This is a genomic window from Hydrocarboniphaga effusa AP103 (assembly GCF_000271305.1).
GTDB classification, from domain to species: Bacteria; Pseudomonadota; Gammaproteobacteria; order Nevskiales; family Nevskiaceae; genus Hydrocarboniphaga; species Hydrocarboniphaga effusa.
On the sequence record NZ_AKGD01000004.1, the window covers coordinates 252,718 to 270,441 of the forward strand.

Annotated in this window: 16 protein-coding genes; 2 read left to right on the plus strand and 14 right to left on the minus strand. The window is 66.2% G+C overall.

The window, feature by feature from the left end:
• Positions 1–10: 10 nt before the first annotated feature.
• The 10 genes from WQQ_RS20540 to WQQ_RS20585 are packed head-to-tail and all read right to left on the minus strand — an operon-like array spanning position 11 to position 9,705.
• Positions 11–883, minus strand: a complete 873-nt coding sequence (locus WQQ_RS20540; RefSeq protein ID WP_007187182.1) for an SDR family oxidoreductase — start codon at positions 881–883, stop codon at positions 11–13.
• A gap of 1 nt (position 884) precedes the next feature.
• Positions 885–2,039, minus strand: a complete 1,155-nt coding sequence (locus WQQ_RS20545) for an acetyl-CoA C-acetyltransferase (protein WP_007187183.1) — start codon at positions 2,037–2,039, stop codon at positions 885–887.
• On the minus strand, positions 2,039–3,118 hold the full coding sequence (locus WQQ_RS20550) for an acyl-CoA dehydrogenase family protein (protein ID WP_007187184.1): 1,080 nt from the start codon (positions 3,116–3,118) through the stop codon (positions 2,039–2,041). The genes WQQ_RS20545 and WQQ_RS20550 overlap by 1 nt, the downstream gene beginning before the upstream one ends.
• Before the next feature lie 3 nt (positions 3,119–3,121).
• The gene (locus tag WQQ_RS20555; protein WP_007187185.1) at positions 3,122–4,297 is read right to left on the minus strand and encodes an acyl-CoA dehydrogenase family protein; all 1,176 of its coding nucleotides are present in this window, start codon (positions 4,295–4,297) and stop codon (positions 3,122–3,124) included.
• Complete coding sequence (locus WQQ_RS20560) at positions 4,294–5,070, minus strand: enoyl-CoA hydratase family protein (protein ID WP_007187186.1); 777 nt, start codon at positions 5,068–5,070, stop codon at positions 4,294–4,296. Before WQQ_RS20560 ends, WQQ_RS20555 begins: the two co-directional genes overlap by 4 nt.
• A complete protein-coding gene (locus WQQ_RS20565; RefSeq protein WP_007187187.1) occupies positions 5,067–6,188 on the minus strand; it encodes an NAD(P)H-dependent flavin oxidoreductase in 1,122 nt (373 codons plus the stop codon). Before WQQ_RS20565 ends, WQQ_RS20560 begins: the two co-directional genes overlap by 4 nt.
• Before the next feature lie 4 nt (positions 6,189–6,192).
• Positions 6,193–7,080: an enoyl-CoA hydratase gene (locus WQQ_RS20570; protein WP_007187188.1), complete on the minus strand. Its 888-nt coding sequence runs from the start codon at positions 7,078–7,080 to the stop codon at positions 6,193–6,195.
• Positions 7,077–7,907 (minus strand): CoA-transferase subunit beta, encoded by an 831-nt coding sequence (locus tag WQQ_RS20575; protein WP_040455247.1) that lies wholly within the window; start codon positions 7,905–7,907, stop codon positions 7,077–7,079. Before WQQ_RS20575 ends, WQQ_RS20570 begins: the two co-directional genes overlap by 4 nt.
• Position 7,908: 1 nt before the next feature.
• The gene (locus tag WQQ_RS20580) at positions 7,909–8,790 is read right to left on the minus strand and encodes a CoA transferase subunit A (RefSeq protein ID WP_007187190.1); all 882 of its coding nucleotides are present in this window, start codon (positions 8,788–8,790) and stop codon (positions 7,909–7,911) included.
• A 24-nt stretch (positions 8,791–8,814) separates the two neighbouring features.
• Positions 8,815–9,705 carry a VOC family protein gene (locus tag WQQ_RS20585; protein ID WP_007187191.1) on the minus strand — a complete coding sequence of 297 codons (891 nt, stop codon included), beginning with the start codon at positions 9,703–9,705 and terminating at the stop codon, positions 8,815–8,817.
• A gap of 137 nt (positions 9,706–9,842) precedes the next feature.
• Between WQQ_RS20585 and WQQ_RS20590 the strand changes: the two genes are divergently transcribed.
• The gene (locus WQQ_RS20590) at positions 9,843–11,576 is read left to right on the plus strand and encodes an FAD-binding protein (RefSeq protein ID WP_007187192.1); all 1,734 of its coding nucleotides are present in this window, start codon (positions 9,843–9,845) and stop codon (positions 11,574–11,576) included.
• 8 nt (positions 11,577–11,584) lie between these two features.
• Positions 11,585–12,034: a nuclear transport factor 2 family protein gene (locus WQQ_RS20595; protein ID WP_007187193.1), complete on the plus strand. Its 450-nt coding sequence runs from the start codon at positions 11,585–11,587 to the stop codon at positions 12,032–12,034.
• Positions 12,035–12,066: 32 nt separating this feature from the next.
• Here WQQ_RS20595 and WQQ_RS20600 read toward each other — a convergent pair whose 3' ends face one another.
• The 4 genes from WQQ_RS20600 to WQQ_RS23380 form a co-directional block, all read right to left on the minus strand.
• A complete protein-coding gene (locus WQQ_RS20600) occupies positions 12,067–12,762 on the minus strand; it encodes a flavin reductase family protein (RefSeq protein ID WP_040455249.1) in 696 nt (231 codons plus the stop codon).
• A gap of 250 nt (positions 12,763–13,012) precedes the next feature.
• Positions 13,013–14,266, minus strand: coding sequence for a hypothetical protein (locus WQQ_RS20605; protein ID WP_007187195.1), 1,254 nt, complete (start codon positions 14,264–14,266; stop codon positions 13,013–13,015).
• 13 nt (positions 14,267–14,279) lie between these two features.
• Complete coding sequence (locus WQQ_RS20610; protein ID WP_007187196.1) at positions 14,280–14,948, minus strand: hypothetical protein; 669 nt, start codon at positions 14,946–14,948, stop codon at positions 14,280–14,282.
• Positions 14,949–15,254: 306 nt separating this feature from the next.
• A complete protein-coding gene (locus WQQ_RS23380) occupies positions 15,255–17,579 on the minus strand; it encodes a DUF349 domain-containing protein (protein WP_050997794.1) in 2,325 nt (774 codons plus the stop codon).
• Positions 17,580–17,724: the final 145 nt, after the last annotated feature.

Here is a 17,724-nt window from a genome sequence, read left to right on the forward strand (position 1 = left end):
CGATGCACGCTCAGGTGCCGTAGACCTTCTGCGGCGGCTGAGCTTTGGCGATCAGGCTTTCGATCGCATCGCCGATCGCCTCGGGTTTCCAGCGCGCCTTGTTGTCGATCACCTCGCCGGTGCGCCAGCCGTTGGCGACCGAAACCTGTCCGCCGGCCACTTCGAAGACGCGACCGCTGACCTGCGCCGACGCCGCGCTGCACAGCCAGACCACCAGCGGCGCGACGTTGGACGGATGATAGAAATCGAAGCCCGCGTCCGGGGCCTTCATGGTGTCCGCGAACACCTGCTCGGTCATGCCGGTGCGCGCAGCCGGAGCGAGTGCATTCGCGGTGATGCCGTAGCGTCCGAGCTCGGCCGCTTGCACGAGCGTCAGCGAGGCGATACCGCCCTTGGCCGCCGCGTAGTTGCTCTGCCCGACCGAGCCTTGCAGACCCGCGCCCGAACTGGTGTTGACGATGCGCGCATCGACCCTGGCGCCCGTTGCCTTGACCTGGTCGCGCCAGCGCTGCACCAGTGTGCTCGCGATGCAGAAATGGCCTTTCAGATGCACCTTGACGACGAGATCCCAGTCGTCTTCGCTCAGCGAGGCGAACATGCGATCACGCACGATGCCCGCGTTGTTGACCACGCCGTGCACGTCTCCGAAGCGCGACACCGCCGCCTCGACGATGGAACGAGCACCGCTCATCGAGGTGATGTCGTCACCATTGGCGAGCGCGGCGGTTCCGAGCTCGTCGGCGACGGCCTGCGCCGCTTCGAGCTTGATGTCGTTGACGAGCACCCTGGCGCCCGCGGCGACCAGTGCGCGCGCGTATTCGCGACCCAGACCCGCTCCGGCGCCGGTGACGATGATGATGCGGTCTTCGCAGATGCGGCTCATCTCACAGCCTCTCGATGATGGTCACGTTGGCCACGCCGCCGCCTTCGCACATGGTCTGCAGGCCGTAGCGGCCCTTGGTGCGTTCGAGTTCGTGCAGCAAGGTCGTCATGAGCTTGGCGCCAGTGGCGCCGAGCGGATGCGCCAGCGCGATGCCGCCACCGTTGACGTTGGTTTTCTCGTGCGGATAGCCGGTTTCCTTGAACCAGGCCAGCACCACCGGCGCGAAAGCCTCGTTGATCTCGACGAGGTCGATGTCCGACAGCTTCATGCCGGCCTTCTTCATCGCCACGCGCGTCGCCGGAATCGGCGCCGTGAGCATGAAGATCGGATCGTCGGAATAGACGCTCAGATGATGGATGCGAGCACGCGGCGTCAGGCCATAGCGCTTGAGCGCCTGCTCGGACACGATCAGCACCGCGGCGGACGCGTCGCCGGTCTGGCTCGACACGCCGGCCGTGATCGTGCCGCCCGGCGCGAGCGGCTCGAGCTTGGCCATCTGCTCGATCGAGGTTTCACGCGTGGTTTCGTCGTGATCGAGTCCGGCGATCGGCACGATCTCGCGCGCGAAGCGGCCTTCGGCGATCGCACGTCGCGCGCGCACATGGCTTTCGAGCGAGAAGTCCTCCATCTCGCGACGCGAGATTTCCCACTTGTCGGCGATCAGCTGCGCACCGTGGAACTGCGACACCGGCTCGCTGCCGAAGCGCTGCGCCCAGCCCTTGCTGCCCGAGAACGGATCGCTGAAGCCCAGCGGCTGCGCCGCGAGCATCGCCGAGCTGATCGGGATCTGGCTCATGGTCTGCACGCCGCCGGCGATCACCACGTCCTGCGTTCCGCTCATGACCGCCTGCGCCGCGAAGTGGATCGCCTGCTGGCTCGATCCGCACTGGCGATCGATGGTCACGCCCGGCACGTGCAGCGGCAAGCCGGCCGCGAGCCAGCTGGTGCGCGCGATGTTGCCGGCCAGCGGGCCGATCGCATCGAGGCAGCCGAAGATCACGTCGTCGTAGTCTTCGGCCGGAATCGCGTTGCGCTCGACGATGGCCTTGAGCGCGTGCGCGCCGAGGTCGGCGCCGTGGATGTTCGCGAGCGTTCCGCGCCGCTTGCCCGTGGGCGTGCGCAGCGCGTCGACGATGTAAGCCTGTGCTTGAGCCATCAGAAGTTCCGGTAGTCCTGCAGGTTCTGGAAAGTGGTGCCCGGCCCGATCTCGACCGTCTCGGCGAAGATCGCGGCGCTCACGCGCTGCTTGTGGAAGATGCGATCGCCCCAGGCCGCGTCGAGCGCCCAGGCGCGTTTCATGAACATCTGCAGATCGGCCTCCCAGGTGTAGCCCATCGCGCCATGCGCCTGCAGTGCGTTGCGGGCCGCCAGGCGTGCGGCTTCGCCGGCCGCGAGCTTGGCGTGCGAGACATGCACCGCCGCGTCGTCGAGTTCGTGCGCCAGCGCATAGGCCGCGCGATGCAGCACCGGCTCGGCGAATTCGATCTTCACCGCGACGTCGGCCAGCTGATGCTTGACCGCCTGGAAGGAGCCCACCGGTTTGCCGAACTGCTTGCGCTGGGCTGCGTGATCGACGCCCAGATCGACCATGCGCTGCGCGAGTCCGAGCAGCTGGGCCGCCAGCGCGAGCGCTCCGCGATCGAGCAGGCGCGACCACAGCGCACGACCGTGACGCGCCGAGCACAGGCGCGTCTGCGGCGACGGCGTCCATTCGACCGAATACAGCCTGCGCGAGGCATCGATGCTCGGATGCAGCGTGCAACGCGCGGACGAGGGCTTCAGCGCATGAATCTCGTCCTCGTGCCACATCAGCAGCAGGTCGGCGAGCTCGGCGTCCGCGATCAGCGGATTGATCGGATGGCCGATCGCGATGCGCGCCGTACCCGCGGCGATGCGCGGCAGCCAGTCGCGCTTGAGCGCAACGTCGGCCGGCAGGTTCTCGATCAGCCAGGCGCCCAGATAGGCGGTGTCGGACAGCGAATCCGGGATCGCGTAGTAACCGATCTCGGTCTGCACGAGCGCCCAGTCGAGATCGCCCAGGCCCATGCCGCCATGCGGCTCGGGAACCGAGATCGCGGTGAGGCCCTGGTCCGCGAGCTTGGCGCGCAGCTCGCGCGAACGGCCGCTGCGCGTCTCCCAGATTTCGCGCAGCATCTCGGGCGCCGCTTCCACCATCAGGAATTTGCGCACCGCATCGCGATAGGCCAGTTGTTCTTCGCTGAACGTGAAATCCATCGCTCAGACCCTCGGCAGGCCAAGCATGCGCTCGGCGATGATGTTGCGCTGGATCTCGTTGGTGCCTGCGTAGATCGGGCCGGCCTGCGAGAACAGGAAGCCGTCGAGCCAGCCGTAACGGTTGCCGAGCGCAGCGGCTTCTTCGGGCTCGGTGACGAGTTCGCCGCTCGCGCCGAGGATCTGCATCGCGGTTTCGTGCATCAGCAGGTCGAGCTCGGACCAGAAGATCTTGTTGGTGCTCGCTTCGGCGCCGATCTTTCCGCCCTTGCCGAGCTTGCAGGCGGTGCGATAGGTGGCGAGCGCATAGGCCTCCGCACCCATCCAGCTGCGCATGACCGCGTCGCGGATCGCGGGGTCGGCGTCGGCGCGCTCGCGATTGCGCTGGTAGAGCTGCAGCAGCATGCGCGCGGTCTGCTGGAAGCGGCCCGGCGAACGCAGCATGAGCCCGCGTTCGAAGCCAGCCGTCGCCATCGCGATGTTCCAACCCTCGCCTTCGCCGCCGAGCCGGTTCTCGACCGGCACGCGCACGTTGTCGAAGAAAATTTCGGCGAAGCCCGGCAGCCCGTTGAGCTGGCGGATCGGACGGATCGTGATGCCCGGCAGGTTCAGCGGCAGCAGCACGAAGGTCAGCCCGTGATGGCGCTGCGAATCGGGCTCGCTGCGAAACAAGCCGAACAGCCAGTCGGCCCACACCGCGCGCGTGCTCCAGGTCTTCTGCCCGTTGAGCACGTAGTGGTCGCCATCGCGAACCGCCTTGCTGCGAATGGCCGCCATGTCCGAACCCGCGCCGGGCTCGCTCCAGCCTTGCGCCCAGATGTCGTCGCCGTTGGCCATGCGCGGCAGAAAGCGCGCCTTCTGCTCGTCGGTGCCGTACTCCATGAGCGTCGGCGCGAGCAGGAAGATGCCGTTCTGGTTCACGCGCAGCGGCGCGCAGGCGCTCCAGTATTCCTCCTCGAAGATCAGCCATTCGACGAGGTCGCAGCCGCGGCCGCCGAAGGCTTCGGGCCAGGTCACGGCGCTGTAGCGGCCCTTGGCGAGCTTGGCCTCCCAGGCGCGATGTTCCGCGAAGCCCTGTTCGGTATCGAAGCTCTGCAGCGGTGTCTTCGGCACGTTGGCCGCGAGCCAGGCGCGCACCTCTTCGCGAAACTGACGCTGCGGCTCGGTGTATTCGAGCCTCATGCCTTGGCTCCGGCGCGGCCATCGAACTGCGCATCGCGCTTTTCGACGAAGGCCCGGCGTGTTTCGGCCGAATCCTTGCTCATGTAGGCCTGCAAGGTGAAACCCTGCTCCCAGCGATACTTGTCTTCGAGATTGCCGTCTTCGATGCCGTTGAGCGATTCCTTGGCGAGCCGGATCATCGGCCCGCTCTTGGCTGCGATCTTCGCTGCGATCGCAAGCGCCGCTTCGCGCAACTGCTCGCGCGGCACCACGCGCTCGACCGCACCCAGACGATGCGCCTCGGCGGCGCCGATCGGCTCGCCGGTGAAATACATCATGCGCACCTTCTGCACCGGAAACAGACGCTGCAGATGCGCGCCGCCGCCCATTGCGCCGCGATCGACTTCGGGCACGCCGAAGCTCGCGTCATCAGCTGCGACGACGATGTCGGCCGCACCGGCCAAGCCGATGCCGCCGCCGAGCACGAAGCCATGCACGGCCACGATCACCGGCAGCGGGTTGCGATGCACGGCCTCGAAGCTGCGGTAATTGCCCGCGTTGACCGAGACGATGCGATCGGGATGCGCATCGAGCTCCTTGATATCGACGCCCGCGCAGAAGCCGCGGCCTTCGGCTCGCAGCAGGATCACGCGCGCCTCGGGCAGCCGGCCGATGCGCGCGATCTCGTCGGCCAGCGCATGCCAGCCGGCGTCGTCGAGCGCGTTGACGGGCGGACGCTGGATCACCAGTTCGGCGATGCCGTCGGTGATCGTGGTGCGGAAGGGCTGGCTCATGCGGTTCTCGCGGAACGGGTCGGAGTCGCGATTGTTTGAGTGTTCGGTATGGGCGTTGTCTGCAATCGAGACAGGCAATGCTCAGCCTCGGCGACGATGGACGCGATGAGTTCGGCAACCGGCGGTAGCGCGTCGATCACGGCAGCGACTTGTCCGCTCGGCAGCACGCCTTCATCGGGACGTCCGTCGACCATGGCTCGTTGAATGATGACCGGCGCGTTCGCGGCCATCATCGTCTGTATGGCCGAGTCGCCTTCGCGTATCGCGCCGATGAAGGTCTTGAGCATGTGGCTCATCGACATGCCGGTCTGGCGCCGCCAGCTCCAGGCGCTGCGCATCGCGACGAGCAGGCGCGAAGGCAGGCCGCCGCGTTCGAGCCGCAGCAAAAATTCGTTGTCGATCATGCGCTGCGGCATGCCGTCGAGCGCGGTCGAAGCACGGATGTGGGCGGCATCGCGCACATCGAGATAGCGCTGCAAGGTGGCACGCGGAACCGGCGATTCGGCCGTCATCAGAAAGCGCGTGCCCATTGCGATGCCCGCCGCACCGAAGCCGAGCGCGCCTGCGAGTCCGCGTCCCGAATGAAAACCGCCGGCCGCGACCACCGGAACCTTCACCGCATCGAGCACCTGCGGCAGCAACAGCGTGGTCGGCACGCTGCCGGTGTGACCGCCACCCTCGCCACCTTGCACGGTGATGAGGTCGGCCCCGAGTTCGACGGCCTTTTGCGCATGCTTGAGCGCACCGACCGTCGGCATGCACAGGATGCCGGCCTGCTTGAAGCGAGCGATGGTCTTCGCATCCGGCCCACGGCCGTAGCTGACCGCGCGAATCCGATCGCGATGCTCGATCACCGTATCGATGACCTCGGCCGCGTTCGGCTGAAACATGTGAAAATTGACGCCGAACGGGCCTTCGCAACGCTCGCGCACGAGCGCGATCTGCTCGCGCAGCGTCGGCGTCGACATCACCGCCGCGGCGAGAAAGCCGAAGCCTCCGGCATGCGTGGTCGCGCTCACCAGATTGGCGTCGGCGACCCAGCCCATCGCGGTCTGCACGATCGGATAGCGGCAGCCGAGAGTGCGCGTCAGTTCGGTTTGCAGCAGGCTCGCCGTCATCGGCTCAGCCTTGTTTCTTGTTCGCAGCCGCCATCGAACGCGCGTCCTGTCCGCCCAGGCTGTTGCCCTGCGTGAGGTCGCTTTGCGCGTGCGCGAAGTGATGCATGTGAAACACCGCATCCATCGCCGTGCGCTTGCCGCGCAATTCCTCGACGTGATTGATCGCCTGCTTGGTCAGCCAGAGCCCGAGCCGGCCCTTGGCGGAAAGATTCTCGGCGATCGAGCGCACTTCGCTCTCGAGCTTGTCGCGCGGCACGATGCGATTGACCATGCCGAGTTCGTAGGCGCGCTGCGCGCCCATGCGATCGCCGAGCATGATGAATTCCTTGGCCACGCGCGGCGGCAGCTCGAAGGCATGCGCAAAGTACTCGACGCCCGGAATGCCCATGCGCTGCACCGGGTCCTGGAAGAAAGCGTCATCGCTCGCGACGATCAGATCGCAAACCCAGGCGAGCATGAGCCCACCCGCAATGCAGGCGCCCTGCACCATCGCGATCGTCGGCTTGGAAATGTCGCGCCAGCGCCGGCACATGCCCAGGTAAACCTCCTGCTCACGCGTGTAGAGCAGTTCGGCTCCGGGCTTGTTGACGTGCTCGGGCAGCAGATGTACGCGGTCGAAGGACTTGTGCAGATCGCGCCCCGGCGTGCCGATATCGTGGCCGGCCGAAAAGTGCTTGCCGCTGCCCGCGAGCACGATGAGCTTGACCGCATCGTCGTCGACCGCGCGCCGGAACGCAGCGTCGAGCGCATAGGTCATCTGCGAGTTCTGCGCGTTGTTGTACTGCGGCCGGTTCATCGTGATCCAGGCCGTCGCCGCTTCGACGCGGTACAGCACCGGCTCGTCGGTTTCGTACTGAATCTCGACGGTCTTGGGCTCGATGAGATCGCTCATGCGCTGACCGGCGTGCTCGCACGCAATGCAGGCGGATTGTTCTTGAGCTGCGCGGCACGCAAATTGTGCGGATCGAGTTTCGCGATCAACGCCAGTTGCCGTGCATCGGGCAAGGCGGTTTCACCGAGATCGGCCGCGCGCTGCAGCGGGAAGCCCGTCGCGGCCTGCACCTGCTCGAAGCTCACGCCCGGATGCAATGAGCGCACGCGCATCGCCGGGCTGCCGTCTTCCGCACGCGCTTCGAAATCAAGCACGCACAGGTCGGTGACGATGCGGCGCAGATCGATGGTGCTGGTGTTCATGCCTTCGGAGAAGCGCTCGCGCCGGTAACCCACGCCCGACACCATGTCCACTTCGCCGGCCACGAATACGCGCGTGTTGTGCTGCGGCACGAACATCGAATTGATGTGGCAAAGGCTGTTTCCCGGCAGGCCGCGCACGCCGAGCATCGCCGCCTTGGGCTTGGCGTAATCGCCGACCACCGACAGGTTGCTCTGGCCCCAGCGATCGATCTGCGTCGGCCCGATCATGGCGTGGCGACGTCCGCCCCAAACGCATTCGAACACGCGATCGAACGGCAGATACCCTTCGTAGCGCGGCAGGTAATCGCCACGCGGCCCGAGCGGAACCGGCTCGGACACCAGATAAGCCTCGCTGTCCGTCATCAGCAGCTCGGGCGTATGCGTGAGCTTGGCCAGGCTCGCGCCGAGGCGCGGAATGACGCCGATGCCCGAGGCCAGCAGCTCGCCGTTGCCGCGCCAGGCTTCGCTCGCGGCGACGATCATCAGCTCGGCCAATGAAATTTCTTTGGACGTTTCGTGGCTCATGTCAGAACACCGGCTGGCGCAGGCGGCCGAGACGTTCGGCTCCACCGATGCTGTTCAGATAATCGGCCTCGCCACGCGAGACGAATTCCTCGACGTAGCGCTGCCAGCCACCGTCTTCGGCCGCGCTCGCGCTGTAGCGCTTCAGATGGTCGAGGTCCCAGCCGTAATCGGGGCCGAGATAGGTCGGATGCGCCCCGCCCCTGGCTTCGACGACGCCGCGCACGAGATAGCGTTCGAAGCCGTTCTGGCGCGCTTCGTCCGCACTCAGCTCGAGCTTGTCGTGCAGGCGTTCGGTGCTCACGTAGCAGGCATCGGCTGCGCGTGCGAACAAGGGGTCGAAGAAAGTGTCGGCACCGCGCATGAGCGTGTTGCCGAGCCGATCGGCCTCGTTGACGTGCAGCAAGGCCGCATCGAGCTTGAGCGCCGGCATTGCCACGTAGACTTCGCCGTCGTCGTACGGCGAGCGCACCGTCTTCAGGCGCGGGTTGCGTGCGAGCACGTCGCTGCCGAGGCCGACGCGCGTCGGCAGAAACGACATGCGCATGGCCGCTGCGCGCAAGCCCCACTGGAACATGCCTTCGTCGTATTCCTCGATCTCGATCGCCCCGCTCTCGCGCGCCTTGCGGTAATACGGTTCGAGCGGAATCGCATCGAGCGTGACGAAGGCGAAGATCAGCTTGCGCACCTTGCCGGCCGCGCAGAGCATGCCGACATCGGGCCCGCCGTAGCTGACCACGGTGAGATCGCGCAGCGGCGAGCGCAGGATTTCGCGTACGAGCGCCATCGGCTTGCGGCGCGCCCCCCAGCCGCCGATGCCCAGCGTCATGCCGCTACGCAGTTCGGCGACGACTTCGGCCGCGGTCTTTTGTTTGTCGAGTGCCATGTGTTCTTTCGTGCGCGCCGGCGATCAGGCGAAGCCGACCGAGAAGTCGTGGCCCCAGATCGAAACCTGCTTGGTCTGCGTGGTTTGCCAGGTGGCCGGATCGACTTCGATGCCGCCCCAGCCGTATTCGAGCGCGAAGCCGCCCGGCGTCATCATGTAGAACGAGGTCATGCGATCGTTCTCGTGCTGGCCGAGCGTCGCCATGAGCTTGACGCCGTGCTCGATGCGGCGCTGATCCGCGCGTTCGACCTCGGCCTTGTCCTCGACTTCGAGCATCACGTGCACGCAGCCGCTGGGGCTCGGCATTTCGGCGAGCGCAAGGCTGTGGTGGCGGCCGCTGGCCGCGTGCAGGAAGTAGATGCGCATGCTCGGCGCATCGGGCGCCGGCTGAAAAACGAAAATGTCCGATAGCCCGAAGCCCAGCACTTCGCGAAAGAACTTCAGGCTCGCATCGAAGTTCAGCGTCGGCAGCACCGTGTGCCCGACTCCGAACCTACCGGTCTTGAAGCGCACGCCGATCGGCGAAACGAAAGCCGACTCGCCTGCGGTGCGGCCATGACTGAGTTCGTGAAGATTGCCGGACGGATCGACGAAGCTCGCCAGCGCTTCGACCTGGCGCGCCGCGAGGGTCTGCGCATCGGCCGGCGTGACTTCGACGCCGGCCGCGCGTACCGCCGCCACGCTGGCATCGAACGCGGCGCGATCCGGCAGCTCCCAGCCCGAGGCGTAATAGCGATCCTCGGCACCCGGCACGATGGCGATGCGATACGCCCGCTCGTCGAGCTTCAGGTAAAGCCCGCCGCCGGGCGCCGGCGCGGTCTGCGCGCCGAGCACCTGCTCGGCATAACGCTGCCAAGTCGAAACGTCTTTGCTTTGCGCGACGAAGTAAGCGAGCGCCTGTATGGAGGAGGCCATGGCGAATCGGCACCGGATGCGGGTTCGCGGCCATTATCGAGACGGCCCCTGCCGCACTCTTCATCCGATGGGGTGAGGCTGGGCGCAGGCGCTTGGCCGAGTCTGGCGGCCTCAACCGACGCTGCAGGAGCCTTGCGATGTCCGCCGACGAGCTCGCCTCGCGCTGGGATTTGCCGATCGAGCCGCCGCTCACGGTCGACCCCGAGCAGCACCCCTGGAGCGAGGCCGCCGACCTGGTGGTGGTCGGCGTCGGCGGAGCCGGCATCGCCGCCGCGCTCGAAGCGCTGGAGCACGGCGCCAGCGTGATCGCGCTCGATCGCTACGGACTCGGCGGATCGACCAAGGCCAACGGCGGCGTGTTCTATGCCGGCGGCGGCACCGCCCTCCAGCGGCAGGCCGGCGAGCAGGACACCGCCGAAGAGATGTTCCGCTACCTCAAGCTCGAAACCGACGGCGTGGTGCAGGACGAAACCCTGCGCCGCTTCTGCGACGAGAGCGTCGAGACCGTCGACTGGCTGCTGCGGCACGGCGCCCAGCTCAGCAGCGCCTTGTGCAAGGACAAGACCTCGTACCCGCCGCTCGACAAGTTCCTCTATCACTCCGACAGCTCCCTGGCCGCGCCGTATGCGCGACAGGCCAAACCGGCGGCGCGTGGGCATCGCGGCTACACCACCAACGGCAAGAAAGCCTGGGGGCTCGGCGGCGCGATCTACGATCCGCTGCGCGAAGCGGCCGTGAAACTCGGCCTGAAACTGCACGTGCATGCGGAGGCGCTGCAGCTTGCGCTCGATGCGGGCGGTCGCGTCATCGGCGTGAAGGCGCTGGTGATTCCGGCCGATTCGCCTGCGCATGCGGCCTACGCGCGTTGCATCGCCTCGGCCTCGCAATGGCTCGGCGCCTTGCCGCCGAGCTTTCCGCTCGCCGGACTCACGCAGCGCATCGGCCAACGCTACCTGCGCAAGGCCGCCGCGATCGAGCGCGAGCATCGCGTGCCGCGCTGGTATCGCGCGCACCACGGCGTGCTGCTGTCGGCCGGCGGCTTCGTGATGAATCGCAAGATGATCGACGAGCTCGCGCCCAAGTACAGCGCCGGCATGCCGCTCGGCACGCTCGGCGACACCGGCAGCGGCATCGCGCTGGGCGTCGGCGTGGGCGGTGCTTTCGATCTGCCGCATCGCATCAGCGCCTGGCGTTTCATCAATCCGCCGCTGGCCTGGGCCAAGGGCGCGCTCGTGAACCAGCGCGGCGAACGCTTCGTCAACGAGATGCTGTATGGCGCGAGCATCGGCGACGCGATGGTCGAGCGTAACGGCGGCAAGGCCTGGATCGTGCTCGACGCCAGGCTGCGTCGAGACGCGATGGCGCAGGCACGCGATCCATCCACGGTGCCGTTCCAGCGCGACGTCGCGCTGGTGAATCTCTGGTTCAACGCCAGGCAGGCGCCGACTCTGGACGCGCTCGCCGATCGCATCGGCTTCGATCGCCAAACCCTGACCAGGACGATCGCCGACTACAACAAGGCCGCACGCGGCGAGATCGACGACGCCTTCGAAAAGCGCAGCGGCGAATGCGCGCAGATCAGCGAAGGCCCGTTCTACGCGATCGACGCCTCGATCGATTCCAAGTGGCTGCCGCTGCCGACGATGACCATCGGCGGCTTGCGCGTCGACGAGCGTCGCGGCCTGGTCCGCCGGGCCGATGGCAGCACGATCGACGGTCTTTACGCGGCCGGCAGGACCGCGGTCGGCATCTGCTCGAACATCTACGTCAGCGGGCTTTCGTATGCGGACTGCGTGTTCTCGGGTCGCCGAGCCGCGCGTGATGTCGCTGCCGCAAGATCCGCGAATCAGCGACAGACCGCCGAAGCCTGAGCCCCGCCATGCTCGACCTGCAGACCATCTCCGACCGTCTCGAAATCCAGCAACTGCACGCCGACTATTCCGGCGCGATCGACCGCAAGAACTGGGATGTGCTCGACCGCGTGTTCACGCCCGATGCCTGGATCGACTACAGCGCGATGGGCGGCATCAAGGGCCGCTATCCCGAGATCAAACGCTGGCTCGCCGAAACCCTGCACTGGTTCCCGCACTACTACCACCTCGTCAGCAACCTGCAGCTCGAGATCGACGGCGACACCGCGAACAGCCGCATCGTCTGCTTCAACCCGATGGTGATCCAGCCGCAGGGCGGCAAGAAGACCACGATGTTCTTCGGCTTCTGGTATCTCGATCGGCTCGTGCGCACGGGCGATGGATGGCGGATTGCGGAGCGGGTTGAGGAGAAGTGTTTTGATTGCAGCTTGGCTCCGCCGCCGAGTGCGAAAGCTTGAAGTGCTGCCGGGGAGCAGCGCTAGAGAGAGCATTAAAGCTTCGAAGCAGTGCGCGCACGCTCGACGTCGGGGCTCAGATACGTGGCTTCCGGGATCTCGCCGAGTCGCGACGAATGAACCTGACTGGCGTTCACGCCATAGAACTTCTGGAACTTCATGATCAGGGGCCCCCATTTGTCGGGGTCGATGCGATCGGTCGTGCCTTCCATCAGCAATTCCGGATGCACGTGGACGCGCTGGATTCGGACTTCGAACACCTTGATCCCCACTTTCCACATCGGATCGTCGGCCATGAATCCGTTGGTAGCCGAAAGCACCGCTTCCATCTGAACCGGACATTCCAGCGCACGAGGCGGCTTGACGGTTTCGCTGGGCACCGGGGTGAGCCCCGATATCTCCCACTTGTTCTTCTCGTGGGTGTAATTGCGCATCTGCTTGGCGGCCGGCACCGGATCGCTTCCCGTCAACCGCGCCAATCGATCGACATGCCCGACCTGCGCCGGAGAGGGCAAGTTGAGCACGCATTCGCCGGTCCGCATGAGGTTTTCGGTGTTCTTCGAACTGGCGTCGAGTCCAAGAATGCAGCGCCAACCGAGCCAGAAGGCAGAGGACATCGGCGCGAGATTCGAGCTGCCGTCCTCGTTGCTCGTACTGATCAGCACGACCGGCGTCCCCCAGTAAAGGATGGCCGGCTCGACACTGACGGTCTTGATGCGGGGTGAGTTCATGGCGGAGAGGCTCGCAGTGGTGAAGGTTCCGCGAGTCTGTGATCGCGAGCGCTTCAACACACTCCGAATCTTGCTGCGGGCGTTATCGGCACCGCCCGGCATCTGTCGCGGACAGGACGTGCAAGCACGGCAGGATCTTTCAGCGGTTAGGTGTCTTCATCAGAATCGGACACAAGACAGGCTTTGATCGATCCCGCACAGGACAAGGACATCTGCATTTGGCGGGGTTTTGCCCTGCCCCGGAATGTCATCATCCCCCTCTTCTGCGCGCTGCATTCCGTGCGTCGCATCGAGACTTTTCCGGCTCGCTGAAGGGACAAACCTCATCTGCCTGCAGGGGGGCGGAAGGGGAATTCGACGTCTGCCCGCGCGGTGAAGCTGGAGACCCACCCGGCGCCGCCGCGCCCATGCACTGACGGACGTAGTGCGAATACTCGTCGATGAACTCCGCGTTCATTTGCAAGGCGGCGTAGGCGACCTGCAGTGCGACCAGCGCACCGGTCTCCACGCCCACCCGTCCGTGCGTCGTGATGCTGGAACTCAAAGCCATCGGGAAGCGCGCATATTCCGCATCGCCGTCGGCGCAGGCGACGGTGATCTGGCAGGCCCTGCGCGCGGCCTCCAGCGCCTGGAAATATCCGCGCCCCAGTTCATTGTTCTGGTCACGCAGGGAGTACTGGCTGACGCGGGGCGCCCACTTCTTCGCGTTGGCCTCTACCTGCCCCGGACGGCTGACCGACCTGTAGAACTCGGCGAGGTCGGGGTCGGTGAACCGGCTCCAGCGGCTGCGGAATTCGGGCGATACGTCGGACGAGCACGCCAGCTGGGCCGACCGCGAATACTTTGCGTAGTACTGTTCATAGTCCCCGCCATTGCCCTGCGGCGGCATCGCGCCGCCGATCGCCTGGTCCGAGGCCGCGTACTCTCCGAGTCCCACGCTCTGCAGTATTTGCTTGGCTTCCATCGCGGCCTCGGGGTTGTCGAAGGCCGCCTGGTCCTGCAGCACCTGGCCGCCGGCCTTGATGGCGCCTGTCAGCACACCGACATCCCATCCGGCCTGCTTCGCGGCCTCCGGCGTGATGCCGGCGCTCGTCGCCGCATAGGGATCGGTGCTGGCGGATTGCGTGACATCGAAGCGCGGTGGAGCGGCGGTGGTTCCCGAACGCGGCAGCTTCTTCCAGGCCGGTTCTGCCGCCGGGTCCGCTCCGAACATTTCGTTGCGCTGCGCCAGCGGCCCCTTCAAGGCAGTTCGCAGCCAGGTCACCGCCGCATCGCAGTGCTGCAGATCGTCGGCCTGGCTGGGCCAGTACTTCGCGCAGGCCGGGCCGCGAGCGATGCAGGTTTTCAGGTCCTGAACCTCTGCGGGCGTCATGGTCCGGGTGCAGTCCGGGTCGTCCAGAATGCTCGCGGCCGCCACGGCCATGCCGCAGAGCAGCAGGGCCGGAACCAAAGATGCAGCCGATGCAAAGCTCATGAGTTGCCCTGGATGCTTGACGCCACGCATGTGGAGCGATCGCTTACGGCGACACCGCCGCCTTCACTTCGGCCGCGAACGATTTGATCAGGGCGCTGCGCGCCTGCTTCACCGCGAAGATGAAGTCGCGGTTATTGGCATCCGGGAACTTGGGTTCCGTCTCCTGCTTGTAGCGCACGTTCGCCACGACGTCCGGCCCGGCCACCAGCTCGCCATCGATGAAGTTGATCGAGCAGTTGGCGATATGGTCGATATGCATGATCGGGGACGGCGTGTACTTGCTGTCCAGGCTGATGTAGTTCAGATCCAGGTCCAGCACGCCGACGTAATCGGCCCCGCCCTCGAACGCTTCCGGAATGCTGCCTGCAAGGCGCACTTCCTTGAACGCCGCCTTCAACGGGACGAACAGGGCGCCCAGGAGACCTTGCTCCGACAGGACGATGTCGACGTCCGAGCCGATGGCCTCATGATTGAGCGTCATGCTGCCGATGGTCGAATGAAACCGTTGGTTGAGCTCGGCATTGAAGGCCAGCGATGCTTGCGTGTTCTTGGAGAAGACCACCGCCAGAACCTTGGTCTTCGCGCCCTCGATGCGAGCGCGAGACTGCTGCAGCTGGGAGCGATCGACCAGGCCCTGGTAGCGGTCTACCAGGGGAGACTTGGTCAACGGAAGTCCACACCCGGACACGATCAGTGCAACCAGTACGGCCATGGCGCGTGCCGCCGTTTCAACTCTCATTTCAATGCTCCCCCTACGTGTTGGATCCGTCGATCGTCCCGCCCTGCGCATCTTCCCCAAGATGTCTGACACGCCCACGTTGACGAGCGCAACTCGCCCTCCGCAGGGGGTCACAGTCTGTTCGCCCATCGTTCGAGGGCGACGCCGAAACTCAAAGGGCCACCGCTGAATTTCCTTGAATTTCGGATGTTTCCCGCGTTCTGGAAACCCCCAATTGGGGCTACCACAACGGCCGCCATCTGACGCCACAGAACTCGTCGTCCAGCATCGCTCCTTGAGCTATGCCCCTCTGGACGACCGCTCCCTGCAGCCCCGAAACCGTTGCACCAGCGGCTGATACACCGCCTCGTCCACTGGACCGGCAGTCACCCACTCCATCGCCAGGCTGTCCAGACTGGTTTCATCCGCAGCGCCACCCTGCCCCATGTTCTGCACCAGACGCTGCAACTGGTATTCGCGACGCAAGCTTTGATCCTCGGCCGGAGTCGGCACATCGCTCAGTATTTCGGCGCGGATGCAGAGCATCTTCAAAGCCGTCTCGTTCGCCGCGAGATCGCTTGAGCCTTCGCTCGCGAGCGCCTGCTTGAGCGCCTGAAGCCCGCCCTTCGGCCAGCGCTTCACGGAGCCGATGTAGCTTTCGGCGGCTTCTTTCAAGGCGTCGATCCGTTCCGCATCCAGTTTCTGAACCACGGCGAGCCGATACGCACGCACGTGGTTGGCGGCTTCGAACAGGTGCGTCCAGCTCCCTTCCGCCTCACGTCCACGCTGGCGCGCCAGTGCGGCGTCGCAGCGTTCCAGGCCCTTTTCGAACCGGCGTTGCAGCTCGCGCGTCTCCGCACGCGGAAGCTCGCCGAGCCCTTCGAACGCCGTCCGCAACTCGCCCAGGCCCGCCGCGCGCTCCTGCAGCTCGGGCCCTTCGAGCGCGGCGATCTGCTCGAGCTGTTCGCACAGGGCAATGGCCTGCGCCTTGTTGTTTTCGAGCCCGGCGGTGTAGCTGGCGGACTCCTGCTGGCGCTTCTGGAACACGCCGTCGCAATGCTGGCGGAAGGCTTCCCACAGTCGCTGATCGGCTTCGCGCGGCACCGGCCCGACGGTTTTCCACTGCTGTTGCAAATCCTTGATCGCTTCGATGGCCCTGCGGCTGTCGTCGCTGGCGAGCAGCGCCTGGGCGCGTTCGATCAGCGATTCCTTCTGCTTCACGTTGCGCGCGTATTCCGCATCGAGCCGGGCCTGCAGGCGCTTGGAGACGGCGGTGAACGCCTCGTGCTGTTGCTTGCCGGCCTTGCGATCGACCGCGGAATGCTGGTGCCACTCCTGCTTGGTTTCGCGCAGGGTCTTGATCACGGCGCGCCAGTCGGGCCGCTCCCAATCGTGGCCCGCCTCGAAGGCCGTCAATTGCGCGAGCACCGCATCGCGGCGCTGCAGGTTCTCCTGGCGGACCAGGGCCTGCGCCGCGAAGTATTCGCTGCACGGCTGATACGCCTTCTGCGCGGCCTCGTGAAAGCGTTGCCAATCGGCCTCGAGGTTTTCGCCAGTGCCCTTGCTCAGGCTGCGCCACTGCTCCTGCAGACTCTTGATCTGATCGGCGAGCGCGAGCGGCTCCAGCTCAGCACCGACCAGCGATTCCATCTCCTCGATCAGCTCGGCGCGTTTGGGCGCAACCGAAAAGCGCTTCCAGTCCTGCAGCTCGGCGATCTGCCTATCGAGCTGTTGCAGCTGGCTGGCGAGGCTGGCCGGCAGCGGCGGCGCCTTGGCGAGCTTGTCTTCGATGGACTTGCGCACACCGGCCGCGCGCAGGCTGCTGCCGTCGCTCAAGGCCGCATGCGCTTTCTTGATCAGCTCGCCGATCTGGCGCGCCGCCTGCTGCTCGGCCTGCTGGCCGGATGGCTGTTCGGCGGCCTGCGTACGCTGCTGCTCCTCGTGCGCCCGATCCTGCTCGGCCGCAGCAGCTGCCTCGGCCTGCGCCTCCTGCTCGCGCTGGCGCTGCGCTTCTGCGGCGGCAAGGGCCGCCGCTTGCTGGCGCGCTGTCTCGGCCGCCAGCTGGCGCTCGTGTTCGGCGATGGTTTGGCGCGAGCGCTCGATCCATTGCCGGGCCTGGTCGCGCTGCTCCGCATCGGCCTGCGCGGCCACGGCCTGCCAGCGGCGCTCCAGATAATCGAGCTCCGAGCCGTACGCAGCGTCGTAGGCGCCCTGGCTGTGACGCTCGAGCGCTTTCGATGCGGCCTCGATGTCGGCGCGCGACTGTTCGAGCTTGCGGGCCTGCTCGAGCTGCGCGTCGCGCCTGGTCGTCAGCACCTTGTAGACGCCCTTGTCGTTGCCGCCGCGCAGATCGCGGATCAGCTGTCGCAGCACGTCGGGGTCATCGATCGCGTGGGCGGCCGCCTGGCGAACCCTGGTCGAGCTTCCCGCAACGACCAGACGGGCCACGGCCTGGACATCGCCGGCGCCGATGGCCGCCTGCAAGGCCTGCTCCTCCGCGGCGGTGGTCTGCGCGCGATCGGCCGCACTGGGCTTGGGAGGCGCGGCCGCAGCCGGTCGGGACGTCGGGGCGGGAACGGAAGACGGCTTTGGCGCTTTGCGAAACAAGCGCGAGAGAAACGACATGGTTTGGCCTGCACAGCGGGTGGTGGGCGGGTCGCGCATTCTACCCGCGCCGCAGGAACGGCTCGGCTTCGCAGGCCATTGCCCATCACCCGCTCGGACGAGGCCGCGACCGCCCCGATGACCAAAGATGACGAAGGGCTGGGCA

What these genes read in the sequence shown, in the direction of transcription:
- WQQ_RS20555 (WP_007187185.1), bottom strand. Translation starts at nt 4,297, where the DNA reads ATGAGGCTCGAATACACCGAGCCGCAGCGTCAGTTTCGCGAAGAGGTG.
- WQQ_RS20605 (WP_007187195.1), bottom strand. Translation starts at nt 14,266, where the DNA reads ATGCGTGGCGTCAAGCATCCAGGGCAACTCATGAGCTTTGCATCGGCT.
- WQQ_RS23380 (WP_050997794.1), bottom strand. Translation starts at nt 17,579, where the DNA reads ATGTCGTTTCTCTCGCGCTTGTTTCGCAAAGCGCCAAAGCCGTCTTCC.
- WQQ_RS20585 (WP_007187191.1), bottom strand. Translation starts at nt 9,705, where the DNA reads ATGGCCTCCTCCATACAGGCGCTCGCTTACTTCGTCGCGCAAAGCAAA.
- WQQ_RS20610 (WP_007187196.1), bottom strand. Translation starts at nt 14,948, where the DNA reads ATGGCCGTACTGGTTGCACTGATCGTGTCCGGGTGTGGACTTCCGTTG.
- WQQ_RS20600 (WP_040455249.1), bottom strand. Translation starts at nt 12,762, where the DNA reads ATGAACTCACCCCGCATCAAGACCGTCAGTGTCGAGCCGGCCATCCTT.
- WQQ_RS20575 (WP_040455247.1), bottom strand. Translation starts at nt 7,907, where the DNA reads ATGAGCCACGAAACGTCCAAAGAAATTTCATTGGCCGAGCTGATGATC.
- WQQ_RS20550 (WP_007187184.1), bottom strand. Translation starts at nt 3,118, where the DNA reads ATGGATTTCACGTTCAGCGAAGAACAACTGGCCTATCGCGATGCGGTG.
- WQQ_RS20540 (WP_007187182.1), bottom strand. Translation starts at nt 883, where the DNA reads ATGAGCCGCATCTGCGAAGACCGCATCATCATCGTCACCGGCGCCGGA.
- WQQ_RS20560 (WP_007187186.1), bottom strand. Translation starts at nt 5,070, where the DNA reads ATGAGCCAGCCCTTCCGCACCACGATCACCGACGGCATCGCCGAACTG.
- WQQ_RS20545 (WP_007187183.1), bottom strand. Translation starts at nt 2,039, where the DNA reads ATGGCTCAAGCACAGGCTTACATCGTCGACGCGCTGCGCACGCCCACG.
- WQQ_RS20590 (WP_007187192.1), top strand. Translation starts at nt 9,843, where the DNA reads ATGTCCGCCGACGAGCTCGCCTCGCGCTGGGATTTGCCGATCGAGCCG.
- WQQ_RS20565 (WP_007187187.1), bottom strand. Translation starts at nt 6,188, where the DNA reads ATGACGGCGAGCCTGCTGCAAACCGAACTGACGCGCACTCTCGGCTGC.
- WQQ_RS20595 (WP_007187193.1), top strand. Translation starts at nt 11,585, where the DNA reads ATGCTCGACCTGCAGACCATCTCCGACCGTCTCGAAATCCAGCAACTG.
- WQQ_RS20570 (WP_007187188.1), bottom strand. Translation starts at nt 7,080, where the DNA reads ATGAGCGATCTCATCGAGCCCAAGACCGTCGAGATTCAGTACGAAACC.
- WQQ_RS20580 (WP_007187190.1), bottom strand. Translation starts at nt 8,790, where the DNA reads ATGGCACTCGACAAACAAAAGACCGCGGCCGAAGTCGTCGCCGAACTG.